A 12,216-nucleotide genomic window follows, 5' to 3' on the forward strand; every position below is an offset into this window, starting at 1 on the left:
GGCGCGGTCGCGGTCGGCGCGGTCGGCCTGGCCGTCGCCCTCGCCAACGGCGGCCCCTCGACCGACGGCGTCGTCGCGACGGGAGCCGACGGCCAGGACTACGTCATCCCCGAGAACGCCGAGCGCCCCGTCTACGCGAGCCGCGAGGACTGCCTCGCCGACGTGCGGGAGCAGATCGCCCAGCTCCAGGCGCAGGGCGAGGAGGTCGGCGACGACCCCGAGCAGCTGTGCGAGGCGACAGACGAGTACCGCGGGCACTACGCCGGCGGCTTCTGGCTCGGCCCGCTGATCTTCGCGTCCTCGCGCTGGAACTCGACGCGGGCGACCAGCTGGGCGCCCGTCGCGTCGGGCGGCTTCGCGGCCCGCGGAGCGACCCAGCCCGACGTCGTGCAGCGCGCCCCGGCCGGCTCGACCGTCGGCTCGAAGGCCACCCTCTCCGGCGGCTTCGGCTCCTCCGGCAAGTCCGGCTTCGGGTCCACCGTCGGCGGCTGACCGCGGCGCTCCTCCCCTTCCGCGCTGGAGACGCTCCGAGGCCTCCGCCTGCCGCCGAGACACCGCTCGCCGTGCGGCGCCCCGGCTGTCACGGGGACGGCTCGCCGCCGCCCTCCCTCAGGAGGAGGGCGTCGCGCTCGGGAAGAAGTGCCGCTCGACGGGGTCGCCGTCGGCGTGGGCCAGCGCCGCCGCACGGATCTCGCGGTCGCGGCCGGTGAGCCGCTGGGTCTCCTGCCGCCGGAACTCGCCCCACGAGGGCACCATGAACGTCTCCAGCTGCACGTCGGCCTCCTCCCCGCTCCGGTAGAGCGCCCATCGCGAGGCGCCGGTCCGGCGGCGGGAGCTCTCCAGCAGCCGCACGGCCGACCGGAAGTCGGCGAGGGAGTCGGGGCGGACCGTCCACGAGATCTGCACCATCACCGGCCCGTCCGTCGGCTCCGGCTCGAACACCAGCGTGGGCGTGGGCCACGACATCGAGATGCTGCGGTCGACGGTCCCCGTCCCCGGCAGGAGGGGCAGCACCCGCACGCTGGCCGCCACGAGGAGGAGCAGAGCGGCCGCCGCGGTGTACGCGGGCGCGGTGCCGAGCACCTGCGCCGCCAGGCCCCAGCCGATCGAGCCGACCGCCATCGTCCCCATGAAGACCAGGATGTAGATCGAGGCTCCCCGGGACCGCACCCACTGCGGCAGCGTGAGCTGGAGCGCCGCGTTCAGCACGGTGAGGGTCCCGATCCACGCCAGCCCCGCGAGGACCAGCAGAACCAGCGCCGGGACGAGAGGCAGGAAGGCCGCCGCGAGCGTCCCCGCCGCGAACAGCACGGCGCTCGCCCCGATGACGACGTCGTCCGAGAGCTTCCGACGGGCGAGCGGCAGGGCGAAGACGCCGAGCACGGCGCCGGCCCCCAGCGCCCCGAGGAGGAAGCCGTAGCCGCTCGAGTCGAGTTGGAGCCGCTTCGCGGTGAGCGGCAGCAGCGCCCAGAGCGCGCTGGCCGGCAGGGCGAAGAGCGCGGAGCGGAGGAGGATCCGGCGGACGAGGTGCGCGGAGGCGACGTACCGGATCCCTCCCCTCAGGGCCGCGCCGAACTGCTCGCGGTCGTCGAGGCCGGTCTGCGCCGGACGCTTCCACCAGAGCAGGGCGAGCACGGCGCCGATGAAGCTCAGGGCGTTGATGCCGAAGACCACCGGAGCGCCGAACGCCGAGAGGACGACCCCCGCCAGGGCAGGGCCGACCGCGCGGGCGCCGTTCACCGTCACGCCTCCGAGGGCCGACGACGCCGCGATCAGGTTCCGGGGCACGAGCTCCGGCTGGATCGCCTGCCAGGCGGGCGAGGTCAGGGTGGAGGTGATGCCGAGGAGGAAGGTGAAGGCCAGGATCGTCCACGGCGTCAGCGCGCCCACCGCCGCCACGACCGTCAGAGCGGCCGCCAGCAGCGCACTCGCCGACGACCCCCAGATGAGCAGCCGCCGGCGGTCGAGCGAGTCGGCCAGCACGCCCGCGGGGAGGGCGACCAGGATCGAGGGCGCCAGGCTCGCCGTCTGTACGAGCGCGACGACCGCCGCGCCCGCGGCCGCCTCGACCAGGTACCACTGGGCTCCGACGGTCTGCATCCAGGTGCCGATGTTGCTGCCCAGCTGGGCGAACCACAGGACCCGGAAGGCGGTGATCGCCATGGGCGCCCAGGCGGACGGCTGCGCCGGTGCCGACGGCGTCGCCGGAGCGGCGGGAGCGGGAGCGGGAGCGACGTCCTCAGTCACGGGGCACGGCCTGCCGCACCGAGAAGAGGTTGCCGAAGGGGTCCAGCAGCTGGCACAGCCGCTCCCCCGTGAACACCGTCTTCGGGCCGCGGTGGGCGACGGCGCCGTTCGCCGTCCAGTCGGTGACGACGGCGTCGACGTCGGGCACCGTCCAGTACGGGCTCGTGCCGTCGGGTCCGGGCCGGTTCAGCTCGTCCCGCTCGTGCAGCGTCAGGCGGGTGCCGTCCAGGTCGAAGGCGACGAGCGCACCGCCGCGGACGACGGGCTCGCGCCCGAGCCGCGCCGAGTACCAGGCGACCGCGGCGTCGAGGTCGTCGACGAAGTAGAAGACGTCACCGACTCCGGCGAACACCGTCGTCGTCATGCTCGGGCCGGAGGGAGGGCGTCGCGGAGGAAGGCGAGCGAGGGTCCGATGGCCGCCTCCGTGTACCCCTCGGCGTGACGCGTGCCCGGGATCAGCTGCAGCGTGCTGGCGACTCCGACCGCGGAGAGCGCCGCCTGCATGGCCTGCGCGTCGCTCACGGGCACGAACTCGCCGAGCGAGTTGGCCAGGAACACCGGTCCGCCGTCCGGGGAGGCGTGGCGCGTCGTGGAGGCGGCGGTGAGCAGCCCGCGGTCGCCTCCGACCTCGTTGAGGATCGTCCAGCGCAGGAAGGCGTCGTTCCGGCCGGTCTGGTTGATGTCGGCGCTCTTCATCGCGTCGAGGTCCTGCGTGGTCGGCGTGGCCGGGAGGTCGTCGGTCGCCTCGACGATGCCGAGGAGATCGAACATCCCCGACCAGCTGACGGCGGGCCGGCCGGTGGCGATCGCGGCCTCCACGACCAGGTTCCCGCCCGCCGATCCACCGAAGAACGCGAGCCTGCTGCGGTCGAACGCCCACTCGGACGCGACCGCCCACCGCTCCGCGGCGAGCACGTCGTCCCTGCTGGCCGGGAAGACCGAGTCCGGAGCCTCGCGGTAGTCGGCCGCGAACACGAGGTAGCCGGCGTCGACCAGCATCGTCGCGAGCGCCCGCTCCTTGCTCTTGTCCCCCCGGAACCACCCGCCCCCGTGGATCAGCACGACGGCCGGCCGAGCGGCGTCCTCGGCCGGGGACACCGCCCTGCTGTACACGTCCAGCACCTGATGCGGGGAACCCCCGTCGACGTACGCGACGTCGATGCTCACTGACGGCTCGTCCGACACGATGACCCCCTCCGGTTGCCTGCTCCTGACTGCAGTCCCGACGGTAGGAGCCCGGATCGGCGCTAGCCAGGCCCTGCCGGGGTCACGCAGGAGGGCGGGCACCTGGGCCGCTGCCGGGGAGGGCCGCCGACGCGGCCCTCCCCGGCCCTGCTCGCGCGTGGACGGGGCTCCGCGAACCGGTCGGCGGAGCCCGGTGCCTCACTCCGGGATCAGCGCGTGATGGAGACGGCGGCGCTGCGTCCCTCGTTCCCGGCGGCGTCGAGGGCACGCGCGGTGATGCTGTACCTGCCCGCGGGATAGGCGGAGGTGGAGACGGTCAGGCGCCAGGATCCGTCGGTGGCCCTGGTGGCGTCGCCGAGGCTGGTCGAGCCGCTCCAGAAGCTGACGCGGGTCGTGCCGACGTTGTCGGTGGCGGAGGCGACGAAGGTCACGCTGGAGCCGACGGTCGTTCCCGTCGCGGGCGAGGTGATCCGGACGGAGGGCGCGATCGTGTCGGTCGCGGGCGTCGAGGTCGGCGTCGAGGTCGGCGTCGGGGTCGGCGTGGTGCCGCCCAGCGGCAGACCCCAGGCGTTCCAGGTGGTCGCTGCGATCTTCGCCTGTCCGCTCACGTTGGGATGGAAGTAGTCGACGTCGGTCGCGATGGTGCTCAGGGGAACGCTCATCCGAGTGATCGCTCCACCGTCCCAGATGCAGTCGTTCGCTGCGGCGTCACAGGCCGAGAGGAGGGCGCTGTTGTAGGCGGAGGCGCGGGCGGCCGCCTCGGCGACGGAAGCGCTGTACGCGGTACCGGTCAACTGGTTTCCGTCCTTGTCGCGGCGGATCCTCGGCGAGGACGCGGCGGGCGGCCGGAACGGGATCGTCACGGTGCACGCGGCAGCACGGCCGAGGTCCGCTCCTCCACGCCGGCCATCGGCCGGCGTGCGCCTCCTGTCAGTCGTGCTGCGATCGCTGGGACGACGACGACGAGCGCCCTCGTCGATCGCATCCGCACACCGCCGCGACGCGGATCGCGACTAGCCTCGGAGGGTGTTCCTGACCGAGCCGTACGGCTTCCGCGACCGCTCCGCCCTCGACGAGCGCCGGGCCCTGCTCGAGGACGAGCCCTCGGTGCAGCCCCTCCGGGCGTTCCGCGAGGAGCTCCTCGCCCGGCGTACCCGCAGGCATCCCGACGCCGTCGTGCCCGACTTCGACCCGGCCGAGGCGGGCGTCGAGGCGCGCGCGCTCCTCGTGCTGGAGGCCCCGGGACCGATGTCGGCGGGCCCCGACGGCTCCGGTTTCGTCTCCGTCGACAACGACGACGCGACGGCCGCGGCGACCTGGGCCCTCCGCGACGAGGTCGGACTGCACGCCCGCACGCTGGTCTGGAACATCGTGCCGTGGCGGCTCGACGGCGTCGCCGACGCGGACGAGGTGCGGCAGGGCGCGATGGAGCTGCGTCGGCTCCTCCCGCTGCTCCCCGACCTGCGGGTCGTCGTCAACGCCGGGACCGCGCCGACCAGCGGCTGGAAGAAGAACATCGAGCCGTACCTGGTCGACGGACCGACCGTCATCGACTCGTGGAGCCCCGGTCAGCGGGCGATGAGCCAGCCCCGCAAGCGCGACGAGCTCAAGCGCGCCTTCGAGCGCGCGAGGCACCTGGTCGGCTGAGCCCCCGGGGCCACGAGGCGTCACGAACGGTCGTCATCGGAGCCGGCAGGCAGCCCTTCGCGACGCATCGACCGCGGGCGGTCCGCTCAGGCCGAGCGGGCGTCCCGCAGCGCGTCGGCCGACTGCTGCGCGGCGCGGCGGACGTCGCGGTCCGGGTCGCGGAGCATGCCCGTCAGGACGGCCTCGACGCTCGCCGCGAACTCGCCCTTCGCGTCGCGACCGGAGGAGATCCCCGCCAGAGCGGCCGCGACGAGAGCGCGCGCGCCGGCCGAGCGGACGCGGGGGTGCTCGTCGGTGGTGAGCCGCGACAGCTTCTTCTGCCCGCCCAGCACGCGCTCGGCGCAGACGCGGGCGCACATCTCGCGGACGCGCCAGGAGGGGTTCGCGAGTCCGGCGGTCACCGCGTCGGCGGCGTCGTCGTCCCAGACGTAGAGGAGCGCGCGGGCGCCCCAGAGCTCGGGCCAGTAGAGGGAGGGCGCTCCCTTGAGGATCCCGTCGGCGTGCTCGCCGCCCACGGTGAGGAGGAAGGACTCGCCCTCGTAGCCGCCGGTGAGCAGGGCCGCGGATCGCAGGGCGACGGTGCGCTCCCCCTCGCGGGCGACCTGCGCCCGCAGGCGCTCCTCGAGCGGATCGGTGAGGGTGACGGTCGGTTCGTTGTCGCGTGCCATGAGGCTCCCGAGAGTACCCGCCCTCCCCGCACCACGGCGGATCCCGGAGCGGATCGCCCGATGCCCGCCCGCGCAGGGGCGCCCACCGGGCGGTCGGCCCCGCCTGACTATGCTGGTGCCACCCCCGGCAGCCGAGCCCTCTGAGCCTCGTCCGTGCCGGGGTGGCGCGGCTCACCCGCCCGGGGAGCGGAGGAGGTCCTCTCATGGCCGATCGGCCGAACCTCCGTCATGTCGCGGCGGTCGCGGGCGTCTCGCACATGACCGTGTCGCGTGTGCTCAGCGGGCACCCCAACATCAAGGAGTCGACCCGCCAGAAGGTCCTCGAGGCGGTCGACGAGCTCAACTACCGGCCGAACATCGCCGCCCGCTCCCTCGTCACGCAGCGCACCGACCGCATCGGCGTGATGATCGAGAGCGGCGCCGAGTACGGACCGTCGAGCACCCTCCGCGCGATCGAGCGCGCCGCCCGCGAGAAGGGGTACTCGATCACCTCCGTCGCGCTGCGACCGGACCTCGAGATGACCCCCACCGACGCGATCGGCCACCTGATGGGCCTCGGGATCGACGCGCTCTGCGTGATCGCGCCGCGCTCCTCCTCGGTGGCGACCCTCCGCACCGTCGAGATCGGCGTGCCGACGCTCGTGGTGAAGAGCGACAAGGACCCGAGCTTCCTCACCGTCTCGGTCGATCAGCAGGCCGGCATGTTCCAGGCCGTCGACCACCTGGGCAACCTCGGCCACCGCGACGTGCTGCATCTCTCCGGCCCCCTCGACTGGCTCGACGCACGGGCCCGCGAGCGCGCGTTCCACAGCCGCGCGAAGTCGTGGGGGATGCACGAGCGCCCGATCGTCATCGGCGACTGGACCCCGGATTCCGGGTACGACTTCGCCGCGAGCCTGCAGTCGGTCCCCGACTTCACCGCGATGGTCGTCGCGAACGACGAGATGGCGCTCGGAGTGATCCACGGCCTCGTCGAGCAGGGGATCCGCGTGCCCGAGGACGTGAGCATCGTCGGCTTCGACGACCTGCCCACCGCGCGCCACTTCCTCCCGCCGCTGACGACGGTCCGCCAGGACTTCGACAAGCTCGGGACCACGGTCGCGGAGGTGATCCACGCGCGGATCCGCGGCCAGGAGATCCCGCAGCGCACCCGGATCTCCACGGAGCTGGTGATCCGCTCCTCCACGGCCGCTCCCCGATCGTGACCCTCCTGTTCCCGTCCCGCCGCACGCGCTCGCGTATCATCGGCGGCAGCCCCTGGCACGCCGGACCCTGACGGCGCGCCGCACACGAACCGAGGACGGCACGTGGCGATCTCATCGAGGACGACCCGGAGCTCCGCGGCACCCGTCGTCGAGATGACCGGCATCCGCGTCTCCTTCGCCTCCGGACCCGCTCTGAAGGACGGGAACCTCCGGCTGGTGCCGGGCGAGATCCACGGGCTGATGGGCGAGAACGGCGCGGGCAAGTCCACGCTGATCAAGACCCTCACCGGCATCCACCAGCCCGACGCGGGCGAGATCCTCGTCGACGGCGTCGCCCGCCGCTTCAGCGGCCCCGCGGAGGCGAAGGCCGCCGGCATCACGGCCGTGTTCCAGGACGAGCGCCTCACCGACAACCTCAGCATCGGCGAGAACGTGATGCTCGGCCACGAGGTCCGCGGCCGCTTCGGCATCTCCTGGTCGCGCACCCACGACCGGGCGGCCGAGATGCTCGCCGAGCTGGGCCTGGAGGACCTCGACTCCCACCTGCCGCTGCGCTCGCTCTCCCCGGCGATCCGCCAGCTGGTCGCGATCAGCCGGGCGATGGTGGACCGGCCGCGCGTGCTGGTGCTCGACGAGCCCACCTCGAGCCTCGACCTCAGCGACGTGGCCCGCCTCTTCACCGTGCTGCGGAGGCTCCGCGACCAGGGTGTGGCGATCCTGTTCGTCTCTCACTTCCTCGAGCAGGTCCTCACCCTCAGCGACCGGCTGACCGTTCTGCGCGACGGCGGCACCGTGGGCGAGTATCCGGCCCACACCATGGACCGCGCCGAGCTGATCGCGAAGATGATCGGGAAGGACATCGACGCGCTGAGGCAGATCGGCTCCGACCGCCGCGAGCACCGGCGCCAGCCCGTCGGCCCGGCGATCTACCGCGCGCACGGCATCGGCCGCCGCGGCGCCGTGGGCCCGACGGATCTGGAGCTGCACCGCGGCGAGATCGTGGGCTTCGCGGGCCTGCGCGGCTCGGGGCGCACCGAGCTGGCGTCGCTGGTGAGCGGAGTGGAGAAGCCGGACACCGGCGAGGTGCTGATCGACGGCGAGCCCGCCCACATCTCCGATCCGGTGTCGGGCCTGCGCCACCGCATCGCCCACTCGAGCGAGAACCGGCGCGAGGACGGGATCATCGGCGACCTCTCCCTCCGCGAGAACATCGTGCTCGGCCTGCAGGCGCTGCGCGGCTGGGCGCACCCGCTCTCGGCCGCCGAGACGGACACGCTGGTGCGCACCTACGTCGAGGCGCTCAACATCTCACCGGCCGACCCGGACATCCCGGTGAAGTACCTCTCCGGGGGCAACCAGCAGAAGGTGGTCCTCGCGCGGTGGCTCGCGACCCGTCCGCGGCTGCTCGTGCTCGACGAGCCGGCGCGCGGGATCGACGTGGCGTCGAAGGTCGAGATCCAGGCGCACATCGCGCAGCTCGCGAAGGAGGGGGTGACCGTCGTCTACATCTCGTCCGAGCTGGAGGAGGTGGTGCGCCTCAGCGACCGCATCGTCGTCTTCAAGGACCGCGAGAAGATCGGCGAGGTCAGCAACGGCCCCTGGCTCACCGTCGACACCATCGTCGAGATGATCGCCGCCGACCGCGACGACGACCTCGACGACGACGACTGACCCTCCCCCGGCCGCATCGCGGGCCGAGCCCTGCTGGTCGCGCTGCCGCACCGCGGCGTATCCGGACCCCCGCACACCGCTCGACCACCAGGACCTCGAGGGCCGCGCGGGTCCCGCTCGGGCGCCGGGCCTGCGAGGATCCGGGGGTGGACGATCAGCGACCGGACGAGCTCGCGGAGCTGCAGCGGCGCGCGTACGGCCGCGGCTCCGACATCGAGCGGGACCCCGGTGCGCTCGCACGGCTCTCCGCGCTCGAGGCCCGCGTCCGTCCCGCCCCCGGCACCGCACGGCCGGACGCGGCAGCTCCCGGGAACGGGATCACCGAGGACGCCGCTCCCGACGACGCGGCACCTCCCGCGGACGCCTCCGCCGACGAGGCGTCCGAGCCCCTCGGCCACGCCCCGCCCCGCCGCTCCCGTCGGCGCAGCCTCCTCCTCCTCCTCGCCGCGCTGGCCGCGACGGCGGCCGTCGCCGTGGGGGCCACCCTCCTCGCCACCGCCGGGGACGGGCAGCCCGGCCGCGAGGTCGCCGTGCTGCCCCTGTCGAACGGCACCGACCTCCCCGGCTGGGAGGGACTGGGGTTCGACGGATCCGTCACCACCGAGGACTTCGGCGGTCTCACCGTCGTGCGGCAGAGCCTGCCCGCCGACACGGGGCTCACCGTCGTCCGGCAGCGCCGCTCCGCGAGCGCCGGCTCGTGCCTCTCCATCGTGCGGACCGCCGATCCGCAGGACGGCCTGTTCTTCCAGGGCTGCACGGCCGGAGCGTTCCCCGCGGTCGCGCAGTTCACCGTGACCTCGGCAGCGCCGGAGGCCCTGCGCGAGCGGTTCCCGATCGGCACGTCCCTGCGGTTCGCCCTCGAGGGCGACGAGATCCGGGTCCGATCCGACGCCCGCTGACCGCTCGGATCCCGACCGGCTCCACCCTGGCCGTCCCCGCCCGGGCCGGCCGCACCCGGGCCGTCCCCACTCGGGCCGGCCGCCTCCCGACCGCTCGCCTCGCGCCCGCTCCGCTCCCGCCCGGCCGGAGGCGCACCCGCGCTCAGACACCCGTCCGCCCGTGCGGGTCCCCCGCCTTCTTCGACTCGCTCGACCCGCGCTCGCGCAGGAACACGGCGAGCGCCGCCATGCTGCCCACCGCGAGGAACTCCGACTGCCAGTTCTGGAGCGTCCGGTTCCAGAAGTCGGCGGAGGAGACGTAGCCGAGCCAGTCGACGGGCGCCTCCAGGCTCGTCAGCTGCTCCTCGTTGTAGGCCACGACGCCCGTCACCGACTGCGCAGCCCACGACAGCAGGAACACCGCCCCCATCACCAGCAGCAGCGAGTGCGAGAACAGCGCCTGCCTCAGGCCGCCGGCGGAGGCCGAGGGAGGCGAGTCGTCCTCCGCGGACGCGCCCGCCTTCTGCTGCTCGTCGGTCTCCAGCCCCTCCTCGCCCACCCGCTTCGACTCGGGCGAGCCGCGCTGCACGAGCCAGACGGTCGCTCCGATGTAGAGGAAGAACTGCAGGTACTCCGACTGCCAGTTCTCGGCGACGTCGATCGCGAAGTCGGAGGAGGTGACGAAGCGCCAGTAGCCGACCTCCCGCAGCCCCTCCGCTGTCTGGGTGTCGTTGTAGGCGGCGAGCCCGGCGAACGACTGCCCGGCGAGAGCGAGCAGGAAGATCGCGAGGAAGAACAGCGAGAGCCCGTTCTCGCGCAGGAAGCGGCGCATCCGGCTCATCTCCCCAGGATCCCGACGGCGAAGAACCCGATCAGGCCGAGCACGATCACGGCGTAGTAGAGGGCGGAGGCGGTGCGCACGTCAGCTCCCGTCCAGGACGCACTCGAAGGGCGCGTCCGCCACCGGCGTGCAGCCGGCCGCCCTCACCAGCCAGCCGTCGTCGCCCGGAGTGAGGAACACCGCGGTGCTGCCGGAGCGCACGATCGCCGCCCGGCCGTCGACCTCGGCGTCCCCGGCTCCGTCTCCCGCGATCCCGAGCTCCAGCACGCCGGCGGGGCAGTCGCCCTCCCGGTCCTGCACGGCCTCGCGGGCGGAGTCGGTGAGCAGCGCGCACGCCGCCCGGCCGTCGCCGCCGGCGACCGCGGAGAGGAAGGCGTCGGCCGCGTGGCGGGCCGCCGTGCCGTCCGCAGAGCATCCGCAGAGCGCGAGCACGAGGGCCGCCGCCGCGGCCGACGCGGGGACGGAGCGCGATCGAGGGAGCTTCATGGCCAGGGAAGCTACTCCCGGCCCTGAGCCCCGGGGAGAGGGTTGCCATCGGGCCCTGCGGGACCCCGCGACCGGATCGTTACCGAAGCGCACCGACGCGCTGTTGCGTCACAAGAATTGTTCACGGTAACATTTCGACGCGGCGCTGCTTCGGCCGGCGTCCACTGCACATCCTGCACTCACCGCACCTCGGGCCGCTAGGCCCGCATTCGAGGCCCTTCGGGGTCCATCATCTCGGGCGCTCTCTTCGCGCCCGCGATCTCAAGGAGGAGATCTATGTCCAAGACGAGGCGTATCGGCCAGTTCCTGGGTTTCGCAGCAGCAGGCGCACTCGCGCTCGGTCTCGCGGGCTGCTCGGGCGGTTCCGGCACCGATTCGGGCTCCGGCTCGAGCGGTGACCTCACCACCGTCGGCTTCGTGGCCGTCGGCCCCGAGGGCGCGTGGCGCCAGGCGAACGAGACCAACATCGAGGACACGTTCACCAAGGACGCCGGCTTCGACCTGAAGTACGCACCCGCCACCAACGGAGACCAGAAGTCGCAGATCGACTCCTTCACCTCCTTCGTGGACGAGGGCGTCGACATCATCCTGCTCTCCGCCACGGAGGGCTCGGGCTGGGAGGACTCGCTCAAGCGCGCCCAGGAGGCCGAGATCCCGGTCATCCTGATCGACCGCGGCATCGAGCCGGACAACACCGACCTCTACGTGACCCGCATCGCGCCCGACAACATCGCGGTCAGCACCTCGGTCGCCGACTGGGCCAAGTCCACCTTCCCCGACGGCGCGAAGTACTTCACGCTCGAGGGCCCCGCGGGCGTCTCGGTCGTCAACGAGCGCAACGAGGGCTGGGACGAGGTCATCGGCGCCGACTCGAAGTTCACCAAGATCGGCGCGCAGACCGCGAACTGGTCCACGGAAGAGGCCAAGAGCGTCTTCGAGACGGTCCTGAAGTCGAACAACAACGACGTCCAGCTCGTCTTCGCCCAGAACGACGAGATGGGCCTCGGCGCCGTCCAGGCCGTCCAGGAGGCCGGCCTCACCCCCGGCACCGACGTCAAGATCGCCACGATCGACGGCACCAAGAACGCCCTGCAGGCGCTGGCCGACGGCGAGCTGAGCTTCGTCGCCGAGTACAACCCGCTCTTCGGCGAGACCGCCCTCGACGCGGTCGAGAAGACCCTGGCCGGCGAGAAGGTCGAGTCCTCGATCGTCGTCCCGAGCGAGACCTTCGACTCGCCCGAGGCCGCCACCACCGCGCTGCCCGACCGCAAGTTCTAGTCGCTCAGCACCACCGGTAGCCGCGCCCGACGCGGCTCCACCCACCCGGAGCGACCGGGGCCGGCCCTCCCGCCGGCCCCGGTCGCTCCGATCCTTCGGCGCACCTGTTC

Annotated in this window: 13 protein-coding genes; 6 read left to right on the top strand and 7 right to left on the bottom strand. The window is 73.2% G+C overall.

Annotation, left to right across the window (positions count from 1 at the left end; genetic code table 11):
* A partial coding sequence (locus tag C5C24_RS18085; protein ID WP_219812887.1) for a hypothetical protein occupies window positions 1-492 on the top strand: 492 nt, incomplete at its 5' end.
* 117 nt (window positions 493-609) lie between these two features.
* Here the strand turns inward: C5C24_RS18085 and C5C24_RS14875 are convergent.
* The 4 genes from C5C24_RS14875 to C5C24_RS14890 all read right to left on the bottom strand — a co-directional run bounded on the left by C5C24_RS14875 (window position 610) and on the right by C5C24_RS14890 (window position 4,226).
* On the bottom strand, window positions 610-2,247 hold the full coding sequence (locus tag C5C24_RS14875; protein WP_258065294.1) for an MFS transporter: 1,638 nt from the start codon (window positions 2,245-2,247) through the stop codon (window positions 610-612).
* Entirely contained in the window at window positions 2,240-2,611 is a 372-nt protein-coding gene (locus tag C5C24_RS14880) for a VOC family protein (RefSeq protein WP_104281074.1), read from the bottom strand. The genes C5C24_RS14875 and C5C24_RS14880 overlap by 8 nt, the downstream gene beginning before the upstream one ends.
* Window positions 2,608-3,414 carry an alpha/beta hydrolase gene (locus C5C24_RS14885; protein WP_181110183.1) on the bottom strand — a complete coding sequence of 269 codons (807 nt, stop codon included), beginning with the start codon at window positions 3,412-3,414 and terminating at the stop codon, window positions 2,608-2,610. The genes C5C24_RS14880 and C5C24_RS14885 overlap by 4 nt, the downstream gene beginning before the upstream one ends.
* Before the next feature lie 227 nt (window positions 3,415-3,641).
* The gene (locus tag C5C24_RS14890; protein WP_146082638.1) at window positions 3,642-4,226 is read right to left on the bottom strand and encodes an Ig-like domain-containing protein; all 585 of its coding nucleotides are present in this window, start codon (window positions 4,224-4,226) and stop codon (window positions 3,642-3,644) included.
* Window positions 4,227-4,458: 232 nt separating this feature from the next.
* On the opposite strand from C5C24_RS14890, the gene C5C24_RS14895 reads away from it, so the two are divergent.
* Window positions 4,459-5,079 (top strand): hypothetical protein, encoded by a 621-nt coding sequence (locus C5C24_RS14895; RefSeq protein WP_104305338.1) that lies wholly within the window; start codon window positions 4,459-4,461, stop codon window positions 5,077-5,079.
* Between the two features lie 86 nt (window positions 5,080-5,165).
* On the opposite strand, the gene C5C24_RS14900 is transcribed toward C5C24_RS14895, so the two are convergent.
* The gene (locus C5C24_RS14900; protein WP_258065295.1) at window positions 5,166-5,747 is read right to left on the bottom strand and encodes a HEAT repeat domain-containing protein; all 582 of its coding nucleotides are present in this window, start codon (window positions 5,745-5,747) and stop codon (window positions 5,166-5,168) included.
* Window positions 5,748-5,950: 203 nt separating this feature from the next.
* Between C5C24_RS14900 and C5C24_RS14905 the strand changes: the two genes are divergently transcribed.
* The 3 genes from C5C24_RS14905 to C5C24_RS14915 all read left to right on the top strand — a co-directional run bounded on the left by C5C24_RS14905 (window position 5,951) and on the right by C5C24_RS14915 (window position 9,522).
* Window positions 5,951-6,952, top strand: coding sequence for a LacI family DNA-binding transcriptional regulator (locus C5C24_RS14905; protein ID WP_104275950.1), 1,002 nt, complete (start codon window positions 5,951-5,953; stop codon window positions 6,950-6,952).
* Between the two features lie 102 nt (window positions 6,953-7,054).
* Window positions 7,055-8,623 carry a sugar ABC transporter ATP-binding protein gene (locus C5C24_RS14910; RefSeq protein ID WP_308470838.1) on the top strand — a complete coding sequence of 523 codons (1,569 nt, stop codon included), beginning with the start codon at window positions 7,055-7,057 and terminating at the stop codon, window positions 8,621-8,623.
* 146 nt (window positions 8,624-8,769) lie between these two features.
* Complete coding sequence (locus C5C24_RS14915; protein WP_104305339.1) at window positions 8,770-9,522, top strand: hypothetical protein; 753 nt, start codon at window positions 8,770-8,772, stop codon at window positions 9,520-9,522.
* Window positions 9,523-9,664: 142 nt separating this feature from the next.
* Here C5C24_RS14915 and C5C24_RS14920 read toward each other — a convergent pair whose 3' ends face one another.
* Together C5C24_RS14920 and C5C24_RS14925 are read right to left on the bottom strand one after the other, a co-directional pair.
* Window positions 9,665-10,342 (bottom strand): DUF6766 family protein, encoded by a 678-nt coding sequence (locus C5C24_RS14920; RefSeq protein ID WP_308470840.1) that lies wholly within the window; start codon window positions 10,340-10,342, stop codon window positions 9,665-9,667.
* An 81-nt stretch (window positions 10,343-10,423) separates the two neighbouring features.
* Entirely contained in the window at window positions 10,424-10,828 is a 405-nt protein-coding gene (locus tag C5C24_RS14925) for a hypothetical protein (protein ID WP_104305341.1), read from the bottom strand.
* A gap of 276 nt (window positions 10,829-11,104) precedes the next feature.
* Between C5C24_RS14925 and C5C24_RS14930 the strand changes: the two genes are divergently transcribed.
* Complete coding sequence (locus C5C24_RS14930; RefSeq protein ID WP_104275954.1) at window positions 11,105-12,106, top strand: ABC transporter substrate-binding protein; 1,002 nt, start codon at window positions 11,105-11,107, stop codon at window positions 12,104-12,106.
* Window positions 12,107-12,216 lie beyond the last annotated feature (110 nt).

Origin of the sequence: Rathayibacter sp. AY2B3 (genome assembly GCF_002931755.1) — a bacterium.
Taxonomy (GTDB): domain Bacteria; phylum Actinomycetota; class Actinomycetes; order Actinomycetales; family Microbacteriaceae; genus Rathayibacter.

Excerpts from the sequence above, each read along its gene's own strand:
- C5C24_RS14920 (WP_308470840.1), bottom strand. The coding sequence starts at position 10,342 with ATGAGCCGGATGCGCCGCTTCCTGCGCGAGAACGGGCTCTCGCTGTTC.
- C5C24_RS14905 (WP_104275950.1), top strand. The coding sequence starts at position 5,951 with ATGGCCGATCGGCCGAACCTCCGTCATGTCGCGGCGGTCGCGGGCGTC.
- C5C24_RS14880 (WP_104281074.1), bottom strand. The coding sequence starts at position 2,611 with ATGACGACGACGGTGTTCGCCGGAGTCGGTGACGTCTTCTACTTCGTC.
- C5C24_RS14930 (WP_104275954.1), top strand. The coding sequence starts at position 11,105 with ATGTCCAAGACGAGGCGTATCGGCCAGTTCCTGGGTTTCGCAGCAGCA.
- C5C24_RS14900 (WP_258065295.1), bottom strand. The coding sequence starts at position 5,747 with ATGGCACGCGACAACGAACCGACCGTCACCCTCACCGATCCGCTCGAG.
- C5C24_RS14925 (WP_104305341.1), bottom strand. The coding sequence starts at position 10,828 with ATGAAGCTCCCTCGATCGCGCTCCGTCCCCGCGTCGGCCGCGGCGGCG.